This window comes from Pseudonocardia nematodicida, from assembly GCF_040105385.1.
GTDB classification, from domain to species: domain Bacteria; phylum Actinomycetota; class Actinomycetes; order Mycobacteriales; family Pseudonocardiaceae; genus Pseudonocardia; species Pseudonocardia nematodicida.
This window is the reverse complement of record NZ_JBEDNQ010000003.1, coordinates 148,391-171,535: the sequence shown is the minus strand read 5'-3', so window position 1 is coordinate 171,535 and position 23,145 is coordinate 148,391. Positions and strand designations below refer to the sequence as shown.

22 protein-coding genes are annotated in these 23,145 nt (G+C 74.5%); 6 read left to right on the top strand and 16 right to left on the bottom strand.

Going from position 1 to position 23,145, the window contains the following annotated elements:
• Positions 1 to 16: 16 nt before the first annotated feature.
• Positions 17 to 1,312 (bottom strand): hydroxyacid-oxoacid transhydrogenase, encoded by a 1,296-nt coding sequence (locus WIS52_RS08130; protein ID WP_349297520.1) that lies wholly within the window; start codon positions 1,310 to 1,312, stop codon positions 17 to 19.
• Positions 1,313 to 1,450: 138 nt separating this feature from the next.
• On the opposite strand from WIS52_RS08130, the gene WIS52_RS08125 reads away from it, so the two are divergent.
• Positions 1,451 to 2,353, top strand: a complete 903-nt coding sequence (locus tag WIS52_RS08125; RefSeq protein WP_349297519.1) for a 1,4-dihydroxy-2-naphthoyl-CoA synthase — start codon at positions 1,451 to 1,453, stop codon at positions 2,351 to 2,353.
• Positions 2,354 to 2,365: 12 nt separating this feature from the next.
• Here WIS52_RS08125 and WIS52_RS08120 read toward each other — a convergent pair whose 3' ends face one another.
• Positions 2,366 to 2,557 (bottom strand): hypothetical protein, encoded by a 192-nt coding sequence (locus WIS52_RS08120; RefSeq protein WP_349297518.1) that lies wholly within the window; start codon positions 2,555 to 2,557, stop codon positions 2,366 to 2,368.
• A 201-nt stretch (positions 2,558 to 2,758) separates the two neighbouring features.
• Here WIS52_RS08120 and menE point away from each other — a divergent pair, with 201 nt between their 5' ends.
• From menE to WIS52_RS08105, 3 genes are all read left to right on the top strand, one after another.
• Positions 2,759 to 3,925, top strand: coding sequence for an o-succinylbenzoate--CoA ligase (gene menE, locus WIS52_RS08115; protein WP_349297937.1), 1,167 nt, complete (start codon positions 2,759 to 2,761; stop codon positions 3,923 to 3,925).
• Between the two features lie 262 nt (positions 3,926 to 4,187).
• A complete protein-coding gene (locus WIS52_RS08110; RefSeq protein ID WP_349297517.1) occupies positions 4,188 to 5,525 on the top strand; it encodes a hypothetical protein in 1,338 nt (445 codons plus the stop codon).
• A 72-nt stretch (positions 5,526 to 5,597) separates the two neighbouring features.
• Positions 5,598 to 6,470, top strand: a complete 873-nt coding sequence (locus tag WIS52_RS08105; RefSeq protein WP_349297516.1) for a 1,4-dihydroxy-2-naphthoate polyprenyltransferase — start codon at positions 5,598 to 5,600, stop codon at positions 6,468 to 6,470.
• Between the two features lie 115 nt (positions 6,471 to 6,585).
• Here the strand turns inward: WIS52_RS08105 and WIS52_RS08100 are convergent, their stop codons facing one another.
• On the bottom strand, positions 6,586 to 7,047 hold the full coding sequence (locus WIS52_RS08100) for a DUF4229 domain-containing protein (RefSeq protein WP_349297515.1): 462 nt from the start codon (positions 7,045 to 7,047) through the stop codon (positions 6,586 to 6,588).
• A gap of 240 nt (positions 7,048 to 7,287) precedes the next feature.
• Here WIS52_RS08100 and WIS52_RS08095 point away from each other — a divergent pair, with 240 nt between their 5' ends.
• Together WIS52_RS08095 and WIS52_RS08090 are read left to right on the top strand one after the other, a co-directional pair.
• Entirely contained in the window at positions 7,288 to 7,500 is a 213-nt protein-coding gene (locus tag WIS52_RS08095; protein WP_224389225.1) for a BldC family transcriptional regulator, read from the top strand.
• 99 nt (positions 7,501 to 7,599) lie between these two features.
• Positions 7,600 to 7,833: a hypothetical protein gene (locus WIS52_RS08090; protein WP_349297514.1), complete on the top strand. Its 234-nt coding sequence runs from the start codon at positions 7,600 to 7,602 to the stop codon at positions 7,831 to 7,833.
• Between the two features lie 63 nt (positions 7,834 to 7,896).
• On the opposite strand, the gene WIS52_RS31670 is transcribed toward WIS52_RS08090, so the two are convergent.
• The 13 genes from WIS52_RS31670 to WIS52_RS08025 all read right to left on the bottom strand — a co-directional run bounded on the left by WIS52_RS31670 (position 7,897) and on the right by WIS52_RS08025 (position 23,126).
• Entirely contained in the window at positions 7,897 to 9,915 is a 2,019-nt protein-coding gene (locus tag WIS52_RS31670; protein ID WP_379611115.1) for a nucleotide-binding protein, read from the bottom strand.
• 43 nt (positions 9,916 to 9,958) lie between these two features.
• Complete coding sequence (gene ccsB / locus WIS52_RS08080; RefSeq protein WP_349297513.1) at positions 9,959 to 10,915, bottom strand: c-type cytochrome biogenesis protein CcsB; 957 nt, start codon at positions 10,913 to 10,915, stop codon at positions 9,959 to 9,961.
• A gap of 1 nt (position 10,916) precedes the next feature.
• Positions 10,917 to 12,566 (bottom strand): cytochrome c biogenesis protein ResB, encoded by a 1,650-nt coding sequence (resB, locus tag WIS52_RS08075; protein WP_349297512.1) that lies wholly within the window; start codon positions 12,564 to 12,566, stop codon positions 10,917 to 10,919.
• 52 nt (positions 12,567 to 12,618) lie between these two features.
• Positions 12,619 to 13,485: a cytochrome c biogenesis CcdA family protein gene (locus tag WIS52_RS08070; RefSeq protein ID WP_349297511.1), complete on the bottom strand. Its 867-nt coding sequence runs from the start codon at positions 13,483 to 13,485 to the stop codon at positions 12,619 to 12,621.
• A 72-nt stretch (positions 13,486 to 13,557) separates the two neighbouring features.
• On the bottom strand, positions 13,558 to 14,160 hold the full coding sequence (locus WIS52_RS08065; RefSeq protein ID WP_349297510.1) for a TlpA family protein disulfide reductase: 603 nt from the start codon (positions 14,158 to 14,160) through the stop codon (positions 13,558 to 13,560).
• Positions 14,157 to 14,816, bottom strand: coding sequence for a histidine phosphatase family protein (locus WIS52_RS08060; protein WP_349297509.1), 660 nt, complete (start codon positions 14,814 to 14,816; stop codon positions 14,157 to 14,159). The genes WIS52_RS08065 and WIS52_RS08060 overlap by 4 nt, the downstream gene beginning before the upstream one ends.
• Positions 14,817 to 14,818: 2 nt before the next feature.
• Positions 14,819 to 16,132 (bottom strand): glutamate-1-semialdehyde 2,1-aminomutase, encoded by a 1,314-nt coding sequence (gene hemL, locus WIS52_RS08055; RefSeq protein ID WP_379611142.1) that lies wholly within the window; start codon positions 16,130 to 16,132, stop codon positions 14,819 to 14,821.
• Between the two features lie 78 nt (positions 16,133 to 16,210).
• Positions 16,211 to 16,909, bottom strand: a complete 699-nt coding sequence (locus WIS52_RS08050) for a hypothetical protein (protein ID WP_349297507.1) — start codon at positions 16,907 to 16,909, stop codon at positions 16,211 to 16,213.
• 213 nt (positions 16,910 to 17,122) lie between these two features.
• The gene (gene hemB / locus WIS52_RS08045; protein ID WP_349297506.1) at positions 17,123 to 18,097 is read right to left on the bottom strand and encodes a porphobilinogen synthase; all 975 of its coding nucleotides are present in this window, start codon (positions 18,095 to 18,097) and stop codon (positions 17,123 to 17,125) included.
• 300 nt (positions 18,098 to 18,397) lie between these two features.
• Positions 18,398 to 19,939 (bottom strand): bifunctional uroporphyrinogen-III C-methyltransferase/uroporphyrinogen-III synthase, encoded by a 1,542-nt coding sequence (locus WIS52_RS08040; protein ID WP_349297505.1) that lies wholly within the window; start codon positions 19,937 to 19,939, stop codon positions 18,398 to 18,400.
• Positions 19,936 to 20,943, bottom strand: a complete 1,008-nt coding sequence (gene hemC, locus WIS52_RS08035) for a hydroxymethylbilane synthase (RefSeq protein WP_349297504.1) — start codon at positions 20,941 to 20,943, stop codon at positions 19,936 to 19,938. Before hemC ends, WIS52_RS08040 begins: the two co-directional genes overlap by 4 nt.
• On the bottom strand, positions 20,940 to 22,364 hold the full coding sequence (locus tag WIS52_RS08030) for a glutamyl-tRNA reductase (RefSeq protein ID WP_349297503.1): 1,425 nt from the start codon (positions 22,362 to 22,364) through the stop codon (positions 20,940 to 20,942). Before WIS52_RS08030 ends, hemC begins: the two co-directional genes overlap by 4 nt.
• A 3-nt stretch (positions 22,365 to 22,367) precedes the next feature.
• Complete coding sequence (locus WIS52_RS08025; RefSeq protein WP_349297502.1) at positions 22,368 to 23,126, bottom strand: redox-sensing transcriptional repressor Rex; 759 nt, start codon at positions 23,124 to 23,126, stop codon at positions 22,368 to 22,370.
• Positions 23,127 to 23,145: the final 19 nt, after the last annotated feature.

Genomic DNA, 23,145 nt, shown 5'->3' with positions numbered 1-23,145 from the left:
ACCCCCGCGCGTCGGGTCACCAGTTCTCGACCGAGTTGGTGAGGATGGCGGCGATGTCGTCCTCGGTCGGCGTCCTCGGGCAGGTGGCCAGCAGCCGCTGCTGCTTCATCGTCCCCGGCACGAGGTCCGGCACGTCGGACTCGGTGTAGCCGACGCCGCCGATCCCGTTCGGGATGCCGATGTCGCGCATCAGGTCCACCAGCACCGACGGCAGTTGCTCGCGCTGGTCGTTGCGCTTCTCCGCCCGCGGGGCCATCAGCTCGGCCGCCTTGAGGTGCCGGTCGGGCGCGGACTCGAAGGAGAACCGGAACGCCTCCGGTGCGGTCAGCGACACCGACATCCCGTGCGGGACCATCGCCTCGTCCTGCGGGTAGCCCGACGGCCGGAAGTCGCGCACCATTCCGGCGATCGGGTAGGCGTTGGCGTGCGGGATGTGTACCCCGGAGTTGCCGAAGCCCATACCGGCGAAGGTGGCGGCCATCATCATGTTCGACCGGGCCTCGACGTCGTCGGCACCGCGGTGCACCGCGTCCCGGAACGACTGCGCGAGCAGCGTCATCGCCTTCTCGCACCACAGGTCCGACACCGGGTTCGAGCCGCAGTAGGTGACCCGCTCCTCAGGCTTCTTCCGGTCGAACGTCGCGTACCAGCGGGCGGTGTAGGACTCCAGGGCGTGACAGACGATGTCCATTCCGGACGCCGCGGTGACCTCGGGCGGCAGCGACATCGTGAGCAGCGGGTCGACCACGGCCAGGGTCGGGCGCAGCCGCCAGTGGCTGATCCCGGTCTTGACCTTCATCGAGAGGATGTCCAGCACGCACATCGCGGTGGACTCCGAGCCGGTGCCCGCCGTCGTCGGGACGGCGATCAGCGGCTTGAGCGGCCCCTCCGGGATCTTCGCGTTCCCGATCGGCTTGTTGATGAAGTCCATCAGCTCGCCCGGCCCGCTGGTCAGCAGGTTGATGGCCTTGGCGGTGTCGATCGCCGACCCGCCGCCGACGGCGACGAAGCCGTCCCAGGGGCCCTGTGCCCGGGCGTACTCGGTGGCCTTGGTCATCGAGTCGTCGGTCGGCTCGACGTGCACCCCGTCGAAGATCTCCGTCTCGATCTTGTGGGCGGCCAGCGAGTCGGCGATCCGCTCGGGCGCGCCCAGCGCCCGCACCCCCGGGTCGGTGACGATCAGGACGCGGCCCACCCCGTAGGCCGACATCTCGAAGCCGATCTCGTCGATCGCCCCGGCGCCGAACTTCAGCGGCGGCGCACCCCACGTGAAGATCGTTTCCTCGGTCGGGACGGCCTGCGGCGTCGTCATGGGACGGTCCTCCTGGCTCCGGCACGGCATCGGGCGGGTCTCGGGGGCGAGTCTGCCGTCTGGGTCCGCGCCGCGCACCCGGCGAGACCGGCCCGGAGTGATCCGACCCGGCCGTGCCGAGCACATAGGGTGCGCCGCATGCCCGTCTCCGAGATCTTCGACGCCGACGCCTGGACCGAGGTCGAGGGGTTCGACTTCACCGACATCACCTACCACCGCGCCCGCAGCACCGGCGCGGTCCGGATCGCGTTCGACCGCCCCGAGGTCCTCAACGCCTTCCGACCCGGCACCGTCGACGAGCTCGCCACCGCCCTGGAACACGCCCGCACCAGCGCCGACGTCGGCGCTGTTCTGCTCACCGGCAACGGCCCCTCACCCAAGGACGGCAAGCGCGCCTTCTGCTCCGGCGGGGACCAGCGGATCCGCGGCCGTACCGGCTACCAGTACGCCGACGGCGACACCGCCGAGACCGTCCAGCAGGGCCGGGCCGGGCGGCTGCACATCCTCGAGTGCCAGCGCCTGATCCGGTTCATGCCCAAGGTCGTCATCGCCGTGGTCAACGGCTGGGCCGCCGGCGGCGGGCACTCGCTGCACGCCGTCGCCGACCTGACCCTGGCCTCGGCCGAGCACGCCCGGTTCAAGCAGACCGACGCCGACGTCGGGTCGTTCGACGGCGGCTACGGCTCGGCCTACCTGGCGAAGCAGGTCGGCCAGAAGTTCGCCCGGGAGATCTTCTTCCTCGGCCGGACCTACACCGCCGAGCAGATGCACCACATGGGCGCGGTGAACGAGGTCGTCCCGCACGCCGAGCTGGAGTCCACCGCACTGCAGTGGGCCACCGAGATCAACGGAAAGTCCCCGCAGGCCCAGCGGATGCTCAAGTACGCCTTCAACCTCGCCGACGACGGCCTGGTCGGCCAGCAGCTCTTCGCCGGCGAGGCCACCCGGCTGGCGTACATGACCGACGAGGCGGTCGAGGGGCGGGACTCGTTCCTGCAGAAGCGGGAACCGGACTGGTCGCCGTTCCCCTGGCACTACTGAGGTAGCGGAGGGTCAGCCGGTCGCCGGGCGCGGACGCGGGACCGGCGACGGCCGGACCTGCGCGGGCACACCGGTGATCGGCTCGAACGCCAGCGCGGCGAGCTCCCGGGCGACGACGCGGTGGTCGGTACCCGGCCGCGGCCGGCACCGCAGCGAGCGGGGGGCACCGGTCGGGGACGAGATCGGGGATCGGGTCTGCAGCATCGGGAAGCTCCTTGTCGAGCCGGGGAGGCGGGTCGCGCGGGGCGGGCCGCCGGGGGTGCGCGACCGCTCTCGATGCGTTCGTCGTCGCCCGCACACGCGGTGTTGCAGGTTCGCGCGACGGTTAACCACAACTGATGAAAGGGCCGGATGGAGGTCACCGGCAGTGATGATCATCACTCGTGGCACGCTCGTCCGGTGGACGTGCGTGCGGTCGGGGTCGACGGGTCACCGGAATCGGTTGCCCGGCTGGGTGTCGCGCTCCGCGCCGCGGTCGACGGCGACGGGCCCGCGGTGCTGCCCGTCCGGGCCCGCCCGGGCGACGAACCGCCGCTGCCGGAGCCGGTCGCCCGGGCGGTCGCCGAGGAGGCGGTGCCGGACGGGCTCGCCGTCGTCGTCGCCACCTCGGGGTCGACCGGGAGGCCCAAGCACGTCGCGCTGACCGGGGCCGCGCTGCGCGCGTCCGCGGCGGCCACCGAGGCCCGCCTGGGTGGGCCGGGGACCTGGTTGCTCGCGCTGCCCGCCGAGCACGTCGCGGGCGTACAGGTGCTGCTGCGGGCGCTGCTGGCCGGGAGTCCGGCGGTGGTGCAGGACGTCCGCGAGGGGTTCCGCCCGGACGGGCTGACCCGGGCGACCGGCCGGATGCGGCACGGCGCGCGCCGCTACACCAGCCTCGTCCCCACCCAGCTCGCGCGGGTGCTCGAGCACGGTTCGGCCCCGCTGCACGCCCTCGCCGGGTACGACGCCGTCCTGATCGGCGGAGCGGCACTGGACCCCGGCCTGCGGGCGCGGGCCGAGGAGGCCGGGGTCCGGGTCGTCGCCACCTACGGGATGAGCGAGACCTGCGGCGGCTGTGTCTACGACGCCGTGCCGCTGGACGGCGTCACCGTCACGATCGAGCCCGGCTCGGGACGGGTGGTCCTCGGCGGGCCGATGCTCGGCGCGGGCTACCTCGGGGCGCCGGCGGCCACCGCCGACGCGTTCGGGCCCGACGGGTTCCGGACCAGCGACCTCGGCCGGCTGGACGCCGACGGGTCGCTGACCGTTCTGGGCCGGGCGGACGACGTCGTCACCACCGGCGGCGAGAAGGTCGCCCCGGCTGCGGTGGAGCGAGCCCTGCTGCGCGTGCCCGGCGTGCGGGCCGCCTGCGTCGTCGGGTTGCCGGACGACGAGTGGGGCCAGGTCGTGGCCGCGCTGGTCGTCACCGACGCCGCGGGCCCGGCCGACGACGCGCTGCGCGACGCGGTGCGCGAGGCGTGCGGTCGCGCCGCGGTGCCCCGGGTGCTGCACCGGGCCGCCGCGGTGCCCGAACGCGGGATCGGCAAACCCGACCGCGTCGCGGTCGCCGCGCTGTTGTCGGGAACGGGCTGACGAACCGGCCGGGTCACCCACCGGTCGCACAGAGCGAGCGGACCGGCCACACCACCCCCGACGGGCGCCACCCGACCCGGTGAGATCGAGGTACACACCTTGGGGTCGGTTCACGCTGCGTGCGTTGCGGGCGCTCCCGACATCGAGTGTGCTTCATCCACTGGCGACACAGGGGCCACACCGATTCACAGGAGTCACAGGCTTCACGAGCCTCGCCGCCGCCGTCCGTACGACGCACACCGATCCACCGGGGGTTGTCCCTATGCGCACCACCACGCGAGCCGGGCTGCGGGGCCTGGGCCTGCTCACCGCGACCACCGCGCTCTGCGCGGTCGCCGTGGTGCCGGCCGCGGCCTCCGAACCGGGCACGACGTGGCAGCCGGACCTGTCCGGCGGCAGCGGCACCGGGATCGTCGTGGGCGGCGGTGCGGCGCGGTTCGACCCGGCCGGCGCCGTCGGGGCGCCTCTCGAGGAGGGCGGCGCCGAGGCGGCCGGCGGCACCGGGGCCGACCCGGACGGCGGCCTCGACATCGTCCCGACCGGGCTGCTCACCCTCGAGTCGCGCGAGCTCGACGTCGCCACCCGGGAGGTCGGCGCCACCCTCGTCTCCGACACCCCGCCGGGCTCGACCGCCTCGATCGACGTCCGCGGCCGGCGCGACGGCGGCGGCTGGACCGAGTGGATCCCGGCCGAGGCCGTCGGGTCCGGCGAACGGGCTCGGGTCGAGCTGCCCGAGGCCGTCGGCGAGGTGCAGGGCCGGGTGGTGCTCACCGCGACCGGCGACGCCCCGTCGGTGCGGGAGGTCACCCTGTCCGCGGTCTCCGCGCCCGCGGTGGAGAGCGAGGTGGACACCGAGACGGCGGCCCGCAGCTACTCGGTCTTCGCGACCCGCGAGGGCCTGGTCGGGGGCATCACCGCGAACGGCCACCAGATCGTCGAGCGGGACCGGTTCGTCGCGCTGCCGTCGCGGCGCGCGCTGTCCCCCAAGGGCACCGACGACTACTCGGTCAAGATCTGCGTCCCCGGCGGGCGGTGCGCGTTCGCGCCGGTCTGGGACGTCGGCCCGTGGAACATCAAGGACGACTACTGGAACCCCTCGCACGAGCGCGAGATGTGGAAGGACCTGCCGCAGGGCGTCCCGCAGGCGGCCGCCGCCCGTGAGGGACACAACGGCGGGAAGGACGGCTACGGCCGCGAGGTGCTCAACCCCGCCGGGATCGATCTCGGCGACGGGCTCTTCTGGGACGTGCTCGGGCTGGTCGACAACGCCCAGGTCCAGGTGGACTACCTGTGGACCGGCTCGCAGCGGCTGTCCACGATCCTGCCGGACATCGACGAGGTCGACGTCCTCGCGCTGCCGGAGGAGGGCGCCGATGTCGTCGGGGCCGCGATGGAGTCGTCCGGTGTCCCGGTGGAGTGCGTCGCGGGCCGTGCGGGTGACGGAGCCGAGGCGACCGGCTTCGTGCGGGTCGGGGACGGCCAGTACGTCCCGGCCTCCGCGCTGACCGAGGTGCCCGCCGACCTGCCGGCCTGCGCGGCCTCCGCGCCGGCACCGGCCGGCGACGCACCCGCAGGCGACGCACCCGCCGCCGAGCAGTAGTCGGCGCACCGACCGCGCCGGCGCAGGACGGCCTCGGCGCGGCACACGTTCGGGCGGGATAGGTTCGACGCTGTGGCCAGCACGGCAGAGTGGATCGAGGGAGCGCGACCGCGCACCCTGCCCACCGCGATCTCCCCCGTCCTCGTCGGCACCGGCGCGGCGGTCGGCCTCGGCGCCGTCGCGCCCGGTGCGGCGCTGCTCGCGCTGGTCGTCGCGGTCGCGCTGGTCATCGGGGTGAACTTCGCCAACGACTACTCCGACGGCGTCCGCGGCACCGACGACGACCGGGTCGGCCCGCCACGGCTGGTCGGCTCCGGCGCCGCCGCACCGGCCACGGTCCGGTCGGCCGCGTTCGCCTGCTTCGGCGTCGCGGCGGTCGCGGGCCTGCTCCTCACCGCGGTGTCCGGCCAGTGGTGGCTGATCGCGGTCGGCGCGGTCTGCATCGTGGGCGCCTGGTTCTACACCGGGGGCCGGAGCCCCTACGGCTACGCCGGGCTCGGCGAGGTGGCGGTCCTGGTGTTCTTCGGGCCGGTCGCCGTGCTCGGTACGACGCTCACCCAGGCCTCCACCGTGGACGCGGCGGCCGTCGGGCTCTCGCTCGCGACCGGTCTGCTGACGTGTGCCGTGCTGGTCGCGAACAACCTGCGCGACATCCCGGGCGACACGGTCGCCGGCAAGCACACGCTGGCCGTGCGGCTCGGGGACCGGGGAACCCGGACGCTCTACCTGGCGACGGTCGGCATCCCGTTCGTGATCGCGATCGCGGCGGCGTTCGACCGGCCCGGCCTGCTGCTCGTGGTGGTCGCCGCGCCGGCGGCGGTCCGGCCGCTGCGCACGGTGCTCGGCGGGGCCCGGGGCGCCGAGCTGATCCCGGTGCTGCGCGACACCGGCCTGCTGCTGCTCGCGTGGGCGCTCGCGGTGACGATCGGGCTCGCGTTCGGCTGAGCCGGCGATGCGGCGCGCCCGGCGCCCGCCCGGTGAAAGGCACAGGAGAGTCGTCGCGGGCCTCGCCCACGACTCCCCTGTACCCCTCGACGTCGGTCCGGGTGCCGACCGGCGGTCAGGCGCCGGGGCGGTCCTCGGCGGCGCGGTCCTCGGCGGCGCGGTCCTCGGCGGCGCCCTGGGCTGCGGCAGAGCGTTCGGCCCCGCCCGCGCCGATTGGAGCGGCCCCGTCGGCGGTCCCGCTCCGGTCACCGGTCGGCGTCGGGGGCGGCCCGACATCGCCGCGCAGCTGCGCCCGCAGCGACTCACGGTCGGCGGAGCGCCGGGCGGACGCGGTCGCGAGGGCGCGGTCCATCCGGGCCCGCAGGCCACGGAACAGCACCATCGACAGCGGCAGCGCGACGATCAGGGCGACCAGCAGGGCGACGAGCAGCGGCGCGCCCGCGATCGAGAGCACCAGCGCGATGACGGCGACCAGTCCGAGGCGGGCGAGCGTGTACAGGGCGACCGTGGCGGCCAGTCCGGGCTCGCCCGCGCGAGCCCGCGCCTGTGCCTGGGGCGTCGGAGTCGGAGACGTCATGGGGCCAGGGTACGGTCCGCCGCGGAGGGTGTTCCGCCTGCTCGCGGCGGAGCTGTGGTGCCGACCGTCCCGCCTGTCCGGTTCGCCGCGTTCACCGGCTTTGCCCTTTAAGAACCCTTTACCTCCGGACAACCGTTCGAGTACCCGGGGTCTGAGGTGTCACGATGGCCCGGAAGCCAGAACGGGACTCGGCGACACGAGCCTCGAATCAGCACCACGCTGCACTTCCTGGAGGATTCCATGGCAGCACCGACACAGGCCCCGGAGCGACTGCTGACCCCGGGCGAGGTGGCCACGCTGTTCCGCGTCGACCCCAAGACCGTGACCCGGTGGGCGTCCGCCGGACGCATCGGGTCGATCCGTACCCCCGGCGGTCACCGCCGGTTCCGCGAGTCCGAGGTGCGGGGGCTCCTCGCCGACCTGACCAGTGAGGCCAACGCAGGCCTGCGCTGACGAATCGCTGCGCCGAGGGGGCGCAGGGGGACGACCCACCTCACTACTTCACCCGTACGTCAGGCCACCTTCGCTACGCTGGACAGCGGAGGTGGCCTGATGTTGTTTGTGATCCTTCTGCTCGGCGCGGCGGTCGTGGCCGTTCTGCTCGTGCGCACCCTCCGGTCCGAGCAGATGGTCTCGGACCGGATCCCACGCCCCGAACTGCCGTGGACGACCGGCCAGCGGGCCGAGAAGCCCCGGGCGACCGGCCCGGACGACGACCCCGATTTCCTACGTGAGCTCGACAAGAAGGTCCGCAACGACGAGGAACCCCCGCCGGAACGGACCTGACCACTCCCGGCCGCGGCGCCCTGACGGCGTCGCGGTCTCTACTTTCCACACCGGCTTTGCCTTCTACACCGGGAAGCCGTCCGCCACGGCGGCTGCGAGTTCCAGCAGAGCGGTGCGGGTCGGTTCCTCGAGCCGGTCGAGGTCGATCTCGGCACCCTCTTCCAGGTGCGGATCGAACGGCAGCCGGACGACCGCACGGCAGCGGCCCGCGAAGTGCTCGGCCACCCGGTCCAGGTCCACCCCGCCACCGGTCCGCCGGTACACCGTGTTGATCACGACGACGGCGTTGCGCACGAGGCTGCCGTAGCCGTGCGCGTCGAGCCAGTCCAGCGTCGCCGACGCGCTGCGCGCCCCGTCGATCGAGCCGGAGGACACCACCACGAGCTGGTCGGCCATGCCGAGCACGCCGTACATCGCCGAGTGCATGAGCCCGGTACCGCAGTCGGTCAGCACCAGGTTGTAGAAGTGCTCCAGCAGGTCCACCGCGCGCCGGTAGTCGTCCTCGCTGAACGCCTCGGACACCGCCGGGTCCTGCTCGCTCGCGAGGACCTCCAGCCGGGAGACGCCCTGCGAGGTGTAGGCGCGGACGTCGCTGTAGCGGCGGACCCGGCCGGCGTCGCGCAGCAGGTGCCGCACGGTCGCCGTCGTCTCCAGCGGGATCTTCTGGCTGAGCGTGCCCCGGTCCGGGTTGGCGTCCACCGCGACGACCCGGTCGCCCCGGTGGGAGGCGAAGGTCGCCCCCAGGGTCGCGGTCACCGTGGTCTTCCCGACCCCGCCCTTGAGGCTCAGCATCGCGATCTTGTGCGCGCTGATCAACGGCCGGTTCAGCCGGGAGACGAGCTCGCGCCGGTGTAGCTCCGCGGGACTCTCCCCGGCGTTGACCAGGCCACCGGTGAGCAGGTAGAGCAGCCGTCGCCAGCCGCTCGCCGGAGGCCGCCGCTCGTGCCGCGAGCGGGACGGCGCCAGCTCGAGCCCGCCGTGCGCCCCGTCCGCGCGCCGGTGCTGACCGCTGCGGGCCTCGACGGCCTCCGGTGCCGTCCAGCGTGGGCGCCGGGTGCCGGAGTCGGGGCCCGGCCGGGTCCGCACCGGGTCGGACTCGCGGGTGGTCTTCTCGGCGGCGTCGCGGTCCCAGGACGTCCGCCACGGGCGATCGGCGCTCCCCCGGGCACCGCGCGCCGCGCGGCCCGCCTCGGTGCGGGCCGCGATCCCGGCCGGCTCGCCGGTGCCCGCGGACTCGCGGCCACCGGTCGGGGGCTCCCCGTCCGCCCCGCGCGCGGGCGGACCCACTCCACGATCGCGGCCGGACGCCGTCGCGGTTCCGGTGTCAGGGGCGAAGGCCACCGCCGGAGCACCGGTGTCGTTGCCGGACCCGGCCGGCGGGGTCCCCGCGTCGTGGACCGGGGCGTCCGGGCCCCGGTCCGACCCGCGCTCACCGGCGTCCACCTCGGCACCCGTCGACGGATCGTCGTCCGGCGCGTCGGTGTCCGGGCGGCGCCAGAGCACCTCGCCGTCCGGGTCGTCGGTACCGCCGGCCGGACCCGGCCACCAGGACTCCGGTGCGCTCCCACCGGACCGGTAGAGGCCGGTGTCGTCCGGCCCGACGTCGTAGGCGCGGTCGTCGCGCCGGCCGGCGTCGGTGTGGTGCCGCCCGTCGGGACGGGCCTCGTCGCCGGCCGGCGGTGCCGCCGGCGGGGACGAGGTGTCGTCGCGGGTCCGCAGCGCGGACAGGTCGAGCCCGTGCGGGGGTGTGGAGGGGTCGATCTCGTCGACGAGGTCGTCGTCGATCTCGGGCACCTCGCTGCCCCAGGCCGACCCGGTGGGCTGGGTCCGGGTACCGACGGCCGCGCGACCCGGCGCAGGCGCGGACGCCGCCCGTTCGGCCGCCGACGGGACCCGCGCGGGTGCCTCGCCGCCGTCGTCGTCACGATCGGTGGTCGTCGCGGCCGGCCGCGCAGCGTCATCGTCGGAGCCGCGACGACGCCGTCCGAAGGACCGTCCGGCGGGCTCCGCTGTCCCCCAGCGCTCCCGCACGTAGCGGCCCACCGACCCGTCGGGCTGCTCACCGGACCCGTTCTCGCTCACGGGAACCGACCGTAGCCGGGCGACTCCCGGTGGTCGAGGTGCCTCACACCCCCGCGTAGGAGTGCAGGCCCGCGACCACCATGTTGATGAAGAACAGGTTGAACACGATCGTGGCGAAGCCGGCCGTGTTGATCCACGCCGCGCGCGAGGTCCGCCACCCGGCCGTGGCCCGCGCGTGCAGGTAGGCCGCATAGAGCACCCAGGCGACGAACGCGACCGTCTCCTTGGGGTCCCAGCCCCAGAACCGGCCCCAGGCGGCCTCGGCCCACACCGCGCCGGTGATGATCCCGAAGGTGTAGAGCGGGAAGGCCAGCACGGTGACCCGGTAGGCCAGCCGGTCCAGCGCCTCGGCACCGGGCAGCTTCGCCGCCAGCGCGGCCGGGCGCTCGTTGCGCTTCATCAGGAACAGCAGGCTCGCGACACCCGGGACCAGCAGCATGCCGGAGCCGATGGTGATCGTCGTCACGTGGATGATGATCCAGTAGGACTGCAGCGCCGGGACGACGGGCGCGGCCTCGGCGTAGAGCACGGTGCCGGTGACGAACATCAGCAGCACGATCGGCGTCAGCACGAACACCCCGGCCGGGCGCAGGACCGGGTGCCGGTAGACGAGCACCAGCCACGCGCCGACCGCCATCAGGCACAGCGCCGAGGTGAACTCGTACATGTTGCCCAGCGGCCAGCGGTAGGTCGCCATCCCGCGGAGCACGATCGACCCGGCGTGCAGCAGCAGCGCCAGGAGCATGAGGGACACGCCGACCCGGCCGTAGCGGTCCGCCCGGGTCCGGGCCGGGCGGGCGTCGCCGTCCGCCTCGACGGTCTCCGCCGTGGCTCCGTCCCCAGCGGCGGCACCGACCGCGGCCGGCTCCTTGCGGGCCGCCTTCGAGACCCGCCGCGAGGCGTACTCCAGCGAGGTGAAGACCATCGCCAGCAGCAGGACGACGAGCGTCGCCTGGAACAGCCGGTCGCTCCACATCGAGGTGATCGGATCGACGAGCATGTCAACCGTCCTTCTTGTCCGTCGGGCGGGGCGCGAGCAGCTCGGTGAGCCGGTCGAACTCCTCCCCGTAGCCGGCCCGGTCCGTCCGGGCCAGGCCGCCGAGCTCGACGCGGCTGCCGCCGGAGGTGCCGCTCGGGCCGTCGCCGTCGGCCGGGGTGACACGCACCCAGAACCGGCGACGCGTGATGGTCAGCGACAGGGCGAGCCCGGCCACCATGATGATCGAGAAGGCCAGCACCCAGACCTGGCCGGGGTCGTGGCCCACCTGCAGGTTGACCCAGGGCGTCACGCCGTCGAACCGGACGACCGTGCCGTCGTCGAGGGTCACGGTGTCGCCGATGCCGAGCCGGGACTCGGCGGCCGCGCGCAGCTCGCCGTCGTCGATCTTCTGCTGGTCCACGGTGAAGATCGACTGGCCGCGGCCGTCGTCGATGCCCAGGTCGCCGCGCATGACGACGACGTCGGCCACCGGGGAGCGCAGGTCGGGGTGGGTGGAGACGAGGTTGCCCTCCGGGTCGACCGCCCCGGTCGGGGCGAAGGTCCCGGTCACCGCGAGCTGGGAGGTGCGCCGCGCCTCGGGGTCGGTGACGCCGGGGCGCTCGAACTTCGTCGCGCCCTCGGACAGCTGGGTGCCGTCCTGGTCCACCGGCCGCCACTGGATGTCGCCGGTGCGGCTCTGCCCGTCCGGCCAGGTGACGGTGAACTCCGGGGCGTAGCCGTAGCCGGTGAGGTAGACGCGGTCGCCGTCGGTGCGCAGCGGGTGGTTGACCTCGATCTCGTCCGGGCGCCAGGTCTCCTCGCCCGCGGCGAGGTCCTCGCCGGACTGGTAGCCGATCTGCGCGCCGAACGTCGCGGGCTGGCCGTTGGGCAGCCACGAGCCGTCGAACCGGTCGACGCGCACGCAGAAGTCGTGCAGGTCGGTGCCGTCCACCCGCAGGCCGGCCCGGAAGGTGTCGTAGCCCAGGATCGAGCTGTTGCAGAACTCGGTGCCGTCGGCGCGGACGATGACGTCGCCCTCGTAGCCGTACATCTTGCCGCCGGCCAGACCGAGCAGGATCCCGATCAGGCTGAGGTGGAAGACCAGGTTGCCGGTCTCGCGCAGGTAGCCGCGCTCGGCCGAGACCGTCGTCGCCCCGCCGGGCTCGGTGCGCTCGACCCGCCGCCAGCCGCGCAGCGCGCCACGGACCCGGGCGAGCACGGCGTCCGGATCGTCGGTGGAGCCGCCGGCCGCGTGGTGCGGCAGCCGGGACAGGTTCCGCGGCGTCGCGACCGGGGCGGCCCGCATGCTGTGCCAGTACTCCAGCGAGCGGGGCAGCACGCACCCGACCAGGGAGATCATCAGCAGCAGGTAGATCGCGGCGAACCACGGGCTGGCGAACACCTCGAACCCGCCGAGCGCCTCGACGATCGGGGCCGCGGTCGGGTGGTCGGCGTAGAAGTCGTCGACCAGGAACTCGTTGAGCGAGCGCTGCGGGAGCAGGGCGCCGGGCATCGCGGCCAGCGCCAGCAGGAAGAGCAGGACGAGCGCGGTGCGCATGCTGGTCAGGCCGCGCCAGGTGTTGCGCAGGAAGGCCAGCACGGTGCGCACGGGGCCGGGCCGGGAGCCGCCGGACGGGGTGTCCGGCGGAGCGGGGGGCGCTGAGGTCGTCATCAGGCTGCGTTCGTCATCAGATCGGCGGTCGTCATCGGATCGGCGGTCGTCATCAGATCGGCGGGGTGAACCCGGCGATCGAGACCTGCAGGGTGACCAGCCACCGCGCCCACAGCCCGGACACGAGCAGGGCACCGACGGCGACCAGCAGCATCCCGCCGGCGATCTGGATCGTCCGGGTGTGCCGGCGCAGCCGGCCCAGCGCGGCGACCGCGCGGGTGGCACCGAGCGCGATGAGCACGAACGGGATCCCGAGCCCGGCGCAGTAGGCGAGGATCAGGACGACGCCGCGGAACGAGCCGCCGCCGGTCCCGGCCGCGACGGCGACGACGCCGGCCAGCGTCGGGCCGATGCACGGCACCCAGCCGAGCCCGAACACCGCGCCGAGCAGCGGCGCGCCGGCCAGCCCGGCCCGCGGCGTCCAGTGCGCGCGGTACTCGCGCTGCAGCGCCGGGATGAGCCCGGCGAACGCCAGCCCCATCACGATCATCACGACGCCGCCGATCCGCTGCAGGACCTGCTCGTTCGCGATCAGCGCGTCGGACAGCCAGACGACGCCGACCATGATGGCGCCGAAGACCACGGTGAACCCGGCGACGAACAGCAGCGCGGCGCCGGCGACCCGCCAGCGGGCGTCCGGGAGCCGCTCGGCGACGACCGTGCCGTCCGCGGCGCCGCCGGCCCCGGCCTCGCGGGGCGCCGGGACGGAGCCCGTCCGCCGGGCGGCCGCCCGCTCCTGCGCCTCGGCCGGGGTCACCGGCGGGGACTGCGCCCCGACCAGCCCGGCCAGGTAGGCGAGGTAGCCGGGAACCAGCGGGACCACGCACGGCGACGCGAAGCTGACCAGCCCGGCGAGCACCGAGACGAGCGCTGCGAGCAGCAGCGGTCCCGATATCGCGAGGGTCGTCGTCGCGTCCATCGATCCCCAGGGTAGAGGGGCGTCGGGCGAGGTCGCGCGCCGGGTTCTACAACGTGTAGTGCGACGGGCCGGCTACCCGGCCGGGGCGGTCTCCGGTTCCGCGGCCAGCTTCGAGACCAGCGGCAGCAGGTCCGAGCTCCCGACCGGGACCAGGAACACCGCCGCGACCCGCTGCTCGCGGTCCAGCACGATCGTCGACGGCACGACGTTGCGCGGGTAGCCGCCGAGCCGGGCCAGCGTGCGGCCCGGGAAGTCGTAGATCGAGTCGTAGGTCAGCCCGCGGTCGGTGACGAAGTCCAGCGCCGCCTGCCGGTCGTCGCGGACGTCGATGCCCAGCACCACGGCGTCGTCCCCGGCCGCGTCCTGCACGGCCTGCAGCTCCGGTGCCTCGGTCCGGCACGGTCCGCACCACGAGCCCCAGATGTTGAGGATCCGGACCTTGCCGGCGAAGTCGCCGATGCCGACCTCGGTGCCCGGGCGGAGCAGGCTCTCGCCACGCAGGTCGGTGATCGCGCCGCGGCTCTCCGGCGGGTCGTAGGTGATCCGGGTCTGGCCGCCGGGGGCGACGAACTGGAACTCCTGACCGGGCCCGCCACCACCGCCCGCGTCCGTCCCGACGCCGCAGCCGGCCAGCAGCAGGAGCGCCCCCAGCAGCAGGGCCACCAGACGCCTCATGCGCCGGTCACCATCGCGCCGCTGGACCCGGCCGGCTCGGCGTAGCGCAGCCCGGTCATCGCCGCGCCGGTGAACTCGACGCTGGTCAGCGAGGCGAGCGCGCACTGGCGACGACGCGGGTCGTGCCAGAGCCGCTGCCCGAGCAGGTAGCGGCGCAGCGTCCAGATCGGCAGCTGGTGCGACACGCAGACCACCTCGCGCCCGGGAGCCAGCAGCCGGGCCGCGTGCACCGCGCCGAGCATCCGGTGCGCGATCCTCAGGTACGGCTCGCCCCAGGACGGGGTGAGCGGGTCACGCAGCAGCCGCCACACGTGCGGGTGCTTCAGCGCGCCGTCGCCGACGCCGAACCGCTCGCCCTCGAACAGGTTGCCCGACTCGATCAGACCGTCGTCGGTGCCGATGTCCACGCCGTGCGCGTCCGCGATCGGCGCCGCGGTCTGCTGGGCCCGCAGCAGCGGGGAGGCGACGACGGCGGCCACGTCCGCGTCGCCGAGGTGGGCGGCGACGGTCTTGGCCTGCGCCTGACCGTGGTCGGAGAGCCGGTAGCCGTCGAGCCGGCCGTAGAGGATCTTCTCCGGGTTGTGCACCTCGCCGTGGCGCAGCAGGTGCACCACGGTGACGGGGCCGCCGGGTGCGGGGCTGGTGCGGTCCCCCACGCTCAGGCCCCGTCCGGCCGGGTGGCGGCGGCCGCGGCCTTGGCGGCGGCGGCGAGCGCGGTCTCGATCGCGGCGAACGCGTCGTCGTCGAGCGCGGTGGAGACGAACCACCCCTCGAACGCCGACGGCGGCGGGTAGACCCCGTGGTCGAGCATCGCGTGGAAGAACGCCGGGTAGCGCCAGGTCTCGGCGGCCTTCGCGGTCGCGTAGTCGGTGACCGGGGCGTCGGAGAAGAACGGCGAGAGCATCGTGCCCGCGTACTGCACGGTGTGCGGCACGCCCTCGGACGCCAGCGCGGCGGTGATCAGCGCACCGAGCCGGTCGGCGTTGGCCTGCAGGGTCGCGTACGCGGAGTCGTCGGCGTTGCGCAGCGTCGTGAGGCCCGCGGCGACGGCCACCGGGTTCCCGGACAGCGTGCCCGCCTGGTAGACCGGCCCGGCCGGGGCCAGGAACGACATGTGCTCGACCGAGCCACCGAACGCGGCGGCCGGCAGCCCGCCGGACATGACCTTGCCGAAGGTGTAGAGGTCGCCCGCGACGCCGTCGCAGCCGAACCAGCCCTGCTTCGAGGCGCGGAAGCCGGTCATCACCTCGTCGACGACCAGCAGCGCACCGTGGGCGTGGCACAGCTCGCGCAGCCCGGCGTTGAAGCCCTCGACCGGCGGGACGACACCGATGTTGCCCGCGGCCGCCTCGGTGATCACGCAGGCGATCTCGGAGCCGCGCTCGGCGAACACCCGCCGCACGGCGTCGAGGTCGTTGTAGGGCAGCACCACGGTGTCCGCGGCCTGCGCGCCGGTGACGCCCGGGCTGGTCGGCAGGCCCAGGGTGGCGATGCCGGAGCCGGCGTCGGCCAGCAGCGCGTCGACGTGACCGTGGTAGCAGCCGGAGAACTTGACGATCACCGTGCGCCCGGTGATGCCGCGCGCGAGCCGGATCGCGCTCATCGTGGCCTCGGTGCCCGAGTTGACCAGGCGGACCTGCTCGACCGGGGTGCGGTCGACGATCTCCGCGGCGAGGTCGATCTCGCCGGGGGTCGGGGTGCCGAACGACAGCCCCTGCGACGCCGCGGACCGCACCGCCTCGACGACGGCCGGGTGCGCGTGCCCGAGGATCATCGGCCCCCAGGACGACACCAGGTCGACATAGGTCGCGCCGTCGGCGTCGGTGAGCCGGTAGCCCTGCGCGGAGACCATGAAGCGCGGGGTGCCGCCGACCGAGTTGAACGCCCGGACCGGCGAGTTCACCCCGCCGGGGGTCAGTTCGGCCGCCCGCTCGAAGAGGCGGGCCGACTCCTTCGGTTCCGGGTTGTTCACCGTGCTCCCACTGCTCACCGTCACGTCATCAGTCTCGCAGCCCGCGTGCCGGTCGGCCGCCCGCCCTCGGCGCCCGGGTCACACGCGGCCGGCGACCTTGCGGGCGGCGTACCACTCCCGGGCGGGCTGGGAGTACAGCAGCCAGACCCCGACCCCGGCGAGGGCGAGGACCGCGACGGCGAACAGCGCCAGCGGCGAGGCGGCCATCAGCAGCAGCAACGGCAGCCCGTAGACGGCGGTCAGGATCGCGAGCACCAGGCGTGCGGCGGGACGGCCGCGGAACGCGACCACGGCGACGACGGCGTAGACCAGGGCGAGCACCACGAAGACACCACCCATCACGCGGAACAGCTGGGTGAGCTGGTCCATCGTGATCCCGGCCGCCTCGACCTGCGCCAGCTGGGACCGCGGGATGCCGGCGTCGTTGAGCAGGGCCTGGTTGATCGTCATGAACATCGCCTGGATGCCCATGAAGACGAACGGCACCGTCGAGGTCAGCAGCAGGATCAGCGACGTGACGACCTGCCGCGGGCGCGGCACCGGTGCGGTGCCGGTCTGCCCCAGCCCGGCCGGCGCGCCGCCCGCCGGCGGCGCCCAGCCCTGCTGCCACTGCCCCACCTGCTGCTGCGGGTCGGGTCCGAAGCCCGCCGGCCGACCGGCGCCCGGCGTGGGGCCGCCGCCCGTCGGGTAGGGGTTCTGCGGGTACTGCGGGTAGTGCCCGCTCGACGGGCCGGGCCGGTAGTACTGCGGGCCGTGGTGGCCCGACTCGCTGCTCACTCCCCCACGGTAGCCCGGCCCGTGTCCGGTTTGCCACGTTCGGCGGTACCGATCGCGGCGCGCCGTGGTGGGGCGACTGACCCGCTTCACCGCCGAGATACGCGTCAGCGGGCCGCAGAGATCGACAATTCCCGCTCAGCCGTATCTCGGCGGGGATCCCGCGCGGACGGTGCGGCTCGGTGCCGCTGCCTCGCCGCCCGACCGGCCGCTCCCTCAGTCCAGCCAGGCCGCGGCCTCGGTGGCCCAGTAGGTGAGGATCACGTCGGCGCCCGCCCGGCGGATCGACGTGAGCGTCTCCAGCACCGTGCGCTCCCGCTCCAGCCAGCCCTTCTCCACGGCGGCCTCGACCATCGCGTACTCACCGGAGATCTGGTACGCCGCGACCGGCACGTCGGCGACCTCGGCGACCCGGGCCAGGACGTCCAGGTAGGCCCCGGCGGGCTTGACCATCACCAGGTCCGCGCCCTCGTCGAGGTCCAGGGCGAGCTCGCGCAGCGCCTCGCGGGCGTTGCCGCCGTCCTGCTGGTAGGTCCTGCGGTCCCCGCGCAGCTGGGAGTTCACCGCCTCGCGGAACGGGCCGTAGAACGCCGAGGCGTACTTCACGCTGTAGGCGAGGATCCCGGTGTCGGTGAACCCGGCCTCGTCGAGCGCGTCCCGGATGACGCCGACCTGGCCGTCCATCATCCCGCTGGGTCCGACCAGGTGTGCTCCCGCGCGGGCCTGCTCGACACCCATCCGGGCGTAGACCTCGAGCGTGGCGTCGTTGTCCACGGTGCCGTCGGCGTCGAGCACGCCGCAGTGGCCGTGGTCGGTGAACTCGTCGAGGCACAGGTCGGACATGACGACCAGGTCGTCACCGACCTCGGCGCGGACGTCGCGCAGCGCCGCGTTGAGGATCCCGTCCGGGTCGACGGCGCCCGAGCCGGTCGCGTCGTGGTGTTCCGGGACGCCGAACAGCATCACCCCGCCGACGCCCGCGGCGGCGGCCTCGGCGACCGCCTTGCGCAGCGTGTCCCGGGTGTGCTGGACGACACCGGGCATCGAGCCGATCGGCACCGGCGCGGTCGCGCCCTCGCGGACGAACATCGGCAGCACCAGCTGCCGCGGACGGACCTCGGTCTCGGAGACCAGCCGCCGCATCGCGGGCGTGGTCCGCAGACGGCGGGGACGCTGCTCCGGGAAACCCATGCGCCCAGGCTACGACCCCAGCGGGTCGGACCAGCGGAGACCCGGGAACCGGCGGACGTCGTCGTCCCGGGAGCAGGGCGCCGCACCGTGCTCGATCGCGGGCGCGGCGAGATGTGCGTCGGAGGTTCGGTTCCCGCCGACCCCCACCCGGCTGACGCTCCCCGGGTTCGTCCGGCCGACGACGCGCGAGGCGGCGATGAGGCTTGCCCTGCCCCGGAACGACTCATGACGCTGTGGCTCGGTATAGCCGAACCACAGCGTCATGAGTGGGGGAACGGGGTGGGCCGCCGGCCGACACGCTCAGCGGCGGCGGGCCTTGACCTTCTTCGGCGGCGGCAGGTTGCCCTCGGCGCGCAGCTTCGCGGTGTGGCTGGCCAGCGCGTCGACCAGGGTCGGCACGCGGGACTCCTCCGGCTGCACGTCCACCCGCAGGCCGAACTCGCGGGCGGTCTCGGCGGTGGCCGGGCCGATGCACGCGACGAGCGTGCGGGCGTGCGGCTTGCCGGCGATGCCGACCAGGTTCCGGACCGTCGACGACGAGGTGAAGCAGACCGCGTCGAACCCGCCGGTCTTGATCGCCTCGCGGATCGGCGCGGGCGGCGGGGCCGCACGCACGGTCCGGTAGGCGGTCACGTCGTCGATCTCCCAGCCGCGCTCCTGCAGCCCGGCGGCGAGGGTCTCGGTGGCGATGTCGGCGCGCGGCAGCAGCACCCGGTCGACCGGGTCGAGGACGTCGTCGTACGGCGGGAAGATCTCCAGCAGGCCCTCGGACGTGGAGGTCTGGGCCTCGTCGACGTCCGGGACCAGCTCCGGCTCGATGCCGAACTCGCGGACCTTCTCCGCGGTCGCCCGGCCCACGCAGGCGATCTTGACGCCGGAGAACGCCCGGGCGTCCAGGCCGAACTCGGCGAACTTCTCCCAGACCGCCTTGACGGCGTTGGTCGAGGTGAACACGACCCACTGGTAACGGCCGTCGACCAGGCCCTTGACCGAGCGCTCCATCTGCGCGGGCGACCGGGGCGGCTCGACGGCGATCGTCGGCACCTCCTCCGGGATCGCGCCGTGCATCCGCAGCCGCTCGCTCATCACGCCGGCCTGGTCCTTGGTCCGCGGGACCAGCACCCGCCAGCCGTAGAGGGCCCGGGACTCCCACCAGGACAGCTCGCCCCGGCGGCCCGCGGCCTCGCCCACGGTCAGCACGAGCGCGCCCTCGAGGTCACCGCCGTCGGCGGCGATCGACCCGATCGAGGAGGAGATCGTCTTCTGGGTGGAGGTGGTGCCGCCGGAGGTGATCGCGACCGGGGTCTCGGCCGGCACGCCCTGTGCGGCGAGCCCGGCGGCGACGTCGGCGAGCAGCGCGCCGGTGGCGTGCAGCACGACCGGGCCCGGGCTGGCGGCCAGCGCCGCCCAGTCCACACCGGCCCGGACGTCGGCCTCGACGTGCGCCGACCCGAGCGCGACACCGGCGTAGGCCGGGACCGCGGTGGAGGCCGGGACGCCCGGGACGACGTCGAACGGGACGCCGGAGGCCGAGACCGACATCGCCTCGGCGACGACCGCGTCGTTGGTCAGCGGGTCGCCGGAGACCAGCCGGGCCACCGAGCGGCCCTGGCCGGCCTCGCCGAGCAGGTCGCTCGCGATGTCGGCGGGCTGCCCGACGGCCGGGCGTACCTCCGCACCGTCGGCGGCGAGGGCGAGGATCGACTCCGGCACGTCCGGGTCGGTGATCACCAGCGGCGAGCCGGCGAGCACGTCCCGGGCGCGCACGGTGAGCAGCGCCGGGTCCCCCGGTCCGCTCCCGACGAAGGCGATCCGCCCCGTGGTGTTGGCAGGTCCTGTCATTCCGTACTCCCGATCCAGCGGTTCACGGAGCCGAGACCTGCGGGGGGCAGGTCCTCGGCACCAAGGTCGAGCAGCTCGTGCGCGAGCGCGGCTCCGAGCTTCTCGGCGGCGTCCATCTCTCCGGTGACGGAGGCGCGCAGCACGTCGCCTCCCGTGATCTCCCCGACTCCCAGCGCGGCGCGCAGGGAGAGCCGGTCCACCGCGCGTCCGTCGTCGTCCAGGTCGGACACGACGTCGGCCAGTGCACCGACCGGGGCGGTGCAGCCGGCTTCCAGGGTGGCCAGGACGGCGCGCTCGGCGGCGACGGCGGCACGCACTCCCGGGTCGTCGAGCACGGCCTGCAGCGTCGCGGCCAGGTCCGTGTCCGTCCCGCGGCACTCGATCGCCAGCGCGCCCTGGGCGGGGGCCGGCAGCATCTGCAGCGGGTCGATCAGCTCGGCCGCCTCGTCGACGCGGCCCAGCCGGCGCAGCCCGGCCGCGGCGACGACCACCGCGTCCAGCTCGCCGGAGCGGACCTTCCCGATCCGGGTGTCGACGTTGCCGCGGATCGGCACCACCTCGAGCCCCTGCCCGAGGGCGTAGAGCTGGGCGGCCCGGCGCGGTGAGCCGGTCCCCACCCGCGCGCCGCGGCCGAGCTCGCCGAGCACGCGCCCGTTCGTGACGAGCGCGTCCCGGGCGTCCTCCCGGCCGGGGACCGCGGCGATCCGCAGGCCGCCGGGCTGGGCGGTGGGCAGGTCCTTGAACGAGTGCACCGCGACGTCGATCTCGCCGGCGGTCAGCGCGTCCCGCAGCGCCGACACGAACACCCCGACCCCGAGCGTGGTCACCGGCGCCATCGAGCGGTCGCCACTGGTCGAGATGGTGACGAGCTCGCACGGGTGGCCGGCGGCGGTGAGCCGGTCGGCGATCGTGGTCGACTGCGCTACGGCCAGCGTCGACGGGCGCGTCCCGATCCGCAGCGTCGCCGGAACCCCGGGCGTCGCCGGAACGGCCGGCCCGCTCACGAGGTCTGCTCCGGCGGACGGGACCCGATCGCCGGGCCGGGGGCGTCCGGGCCGGACCAGCGCAGCGCGGCACCGACGTCGGTGCCGTCGACGGTGGCGTCGGATCCCCGGACCGGCGCGGCGACCGCGGCGGCGGCCTGCGGGTCGAGCTCGAACAGGGTGCGCAGCGCGGCGGCGTAGCTGTCCCCGTCCGGACCCTCGGCCAGGCGCTTGACCTGCACCGTCGGCGTGTGGAGGAGCTTGTCGACGACCCGGCGGACGGTGCGCGAGAGCTCGTCGCGGACCCGCTCGTCGATCTCGGGCAGCCGCGAGTCGAGCCGCAGCAGCTCGGCGTCGACGACCTCGGAGGCGCGCCGGCGCAGCGCGGTCACCGTCGGGGTCACCTCGGCCGAACGCTGCCCGGCCAGGTACTGCTGGGCCTCCTCGGCGACCATCCGCTCGGCGGCGGCGACGGCCCCGCCGTCGGCCGCGTCGAGCAGCCGGCGCTGCAGGCTGATCAGGTCGATGACCCGGACGCCGGGCAGATCGGCCACGGCCGGGTCGACGTCGCGGGGCAGGCCCAGGTCGCAGACCACCAGCGGACGGGTGCGGGAGCCCGCGGCGGTCGCCTCGGCGACCGGCCCGGACTCGACCACGTGCCCGATCGCGCCGGTGCAGGCCAGCAGCAGGTCGGCGTCGCGCAGCTCGTCGGCCAGCGCCTCCATACCGGCGGCCCGGGCCGGGGTGCCCTGCTCACGGACCTTCTCGGCCAGCCGCTCCCCCCGCTCGGACGAGCGGTTCAGCACCACGATCTCGGACGCGCCGGCCCGGCGCAGGTGGGCGGCGGCCAGCGCGCCCATCGCCCCGGCCCCGACGACGACCGCGCGGGCGCCGTCCAGTCCGGCGCCGGTCAGCTCGCGGTCGGCGTCGCGCAGCGCCTCGGAGACCACCGAGGCACCGGCCTCGTCGATCCCGGTGCCGGCGTGCACCCGCTTGCCGACCCGCAGCGCCTGCTGCACCAGCTCGTGCAGCACCTTGCCGACCGCGCCGGCCCCGTCGGCCGTCGCGTAGGCGGAACGCAGCTGGCCCAGGATCTGCGACTCGCCGACGACCATCGAGTCGAGGCCCGCGGCCAGCGAGAACAGGTGCTGCACGGCCGAGCCGGCGTAGTGCACGAAGAGGTGGTCGGACAGCTCCCCGATCGGGAAGCCGGCGTAGGTCCCGAGGACGTCGGTGACGTCACCCAGGCCGCCGTGGAACGCGTCCACGACCGCGCAGACCTCGATCCGGTTGCACGTCGAGAGGATCACGGCCTCCTCGACGTGCGCGCGGTCGAGCATCTCCTCGAGCAGCTTGGGCACGTCACCAGGCGCGACGGCGAGGCGCTCCAGCACCTCGACCGGCGCGCTGCGGTGCGACAGGCCCACCACGAGGACGCTCATCGCTCAGGACACCACCGATCCGTTGGTCTCACCGGGGAGGGCGACGCCGGCAGCGGTGTGCCGGCGCGCCACGTGGAACGCGAGGACCTGCAGCTCGACCGAGAGGTCGACCTTGCGGACCTCGACGTCGTCCGGCACCTGCAGCAGCACCGGAGCGAAGTTGAGGATGGACTGCACGCCGCCGCGCACCAGCAGGTCGCACACGCCCTGCGCGGCGGGGCCAGGCGTCGCGATCATGCCGATGGTCACGTCGTGCGCGGCGCAGACCTCGGGGATCTCGCCGACGTGCCGGACGACGATGCCGTCGATCTCGGTGCCGACCAGTGCGGGGTCGACGTCGAACAGTGCGCTCACCGGGAACCCGCGGCCCGCGAACCCGGCGTACCCGGCCAGCGCGTGACCGAGGTTGCCGACGCCGACCAGTGCCACCGACTGCCGGTGGTCCAGCCCGAGCTCGGCCTGCAGCCGCTCCTGCAGCGAGGAGACGTCGTAGCCGACGCCGCGGACGCCGTAGGAACCCAGGTAGGACAGGTCCTTGCGCAGCTTCGCCGAGTTCACCCCGGACGCCCCGGCCAGTTCCTCGGAGGAGACCGTCTCCACGCCCTGCTCGCGCAGCTCGCCGAGCACCCGCAGGTAGACGGCGAGGCGGGACACGGTCGCCTCGGGTACCGGACGGGAGGGACGCTCCCCGTCGGCCGGCGGCGCGGCGACGGCCGACGCGTCGCCGGGCCCCGTGGCGGGGGTGCCGGGGGGCAGGCTCACGGGCCTTCCTCCTCCGGCA

Excerpts from the sequence above, each read along its gene's own strand:
- WIS52_RS08130 (WP_349297520.1), bottom strand. The coding sequence starts at position 1,312 with ATGACGACGCCGCAGGCCGTCCCGACCGAGGAAACGATCTTCACGTGG.
- WIS52_RS08125 (WP_349297519.1), top strand. The coding sequence starts at position 1,451 with ATGCCCGTCTCCGAGATCTTCGACGCCGACGCCTGGACCGAGGTCGAG.
- WIS52_RS08120 (WP_349297518.1), bottom strand. The coding sequence starts at position 2,557 with ATGCTGCAGACCCGATCCCCGATCTCGTCCCCGACCGGTGCCCCCCGC.
- WIS52_RS08110 (WP_349297517.1), top strand. The coding sequence starts at position 4,188 with ATGCGCACCACCACGCGAGCCGGGCTGCGGGGCCTGGGCCTGCTCACC.
- WIS52_RS08100 (WP_349297515.1), bottom strand. The coding sequence starts at position 7,047 with ATGACGTCTCCGACTCCGACGCCCCAGGCACAGGCGCGGGCTCGCGCG.
- WIS52_RS08095 (WP_224389225.1), top strand. The coding sequence starts at position 7,288 with ATGGCAGCACCGACACAGGCCCCGGAGCGACTGCTGACCCCGGGCGAG.
- WIS52_RS08090 (WP_349297514.1), top strand. The coding sequence starts at position 7,600 with ATGTTGTTTGTGATCCTTCTGCTCGGCGCGGCGGTCGTGGCCGTTCTG.
- ccsB (WP_349297513.1), bottom strand. The coding sequence starts at position 10,915 with ATGCTCGTCGATCCGATCACCTCGATGTGGAGCGACCGGCTGTTCCAG.
- resB (WP_349297512.1), bottom strand. The coding sequence starts at position 12,566 with ATGACGACCTCAGCGCCCCCCGCTCCGCCGGACACCCCGTCCGGCGGC.
- WIS52_RS08070 (WP_349297511.1), bottom strand. The coding sequence starts at position 13,485 with ATGGACGCGACGACGACCCTCGCGATATCGGGACCGCTGCTGCTCGCA.
- WIS52_RS08065 (WP_349297510.1), bottom strand. The coding sequence starts at position 14,160 with ATGAGGCGTCTGGTGGCCCTGCTGCTGGGGGCGCTCCTGCTGCTGGCC.
- hemB (WP_349297506.1), bottom strand. The coding sequence starts at position 18,097 with ATGGGTTTCCCGGAGCAGCGTCCCCGCCGTCTGCGGACCACGCCCGCG.
- WIS52_RS08040 (WP_349297505.1), bottom strand. The coding sequence starts at position 19,939 with ATGACAGGACCTGCCAACACCACGGGGCGGATCGCCTTCGTCGGGAGC.
- WIS52_RS08030 (WP_349297503.1), bottom strand. The coding sequence starts at position 22,364 with ATGAGCGTCCTCGTGGTGGGCCTGTCGCACCGCAGCGCGCCGGTCGAG.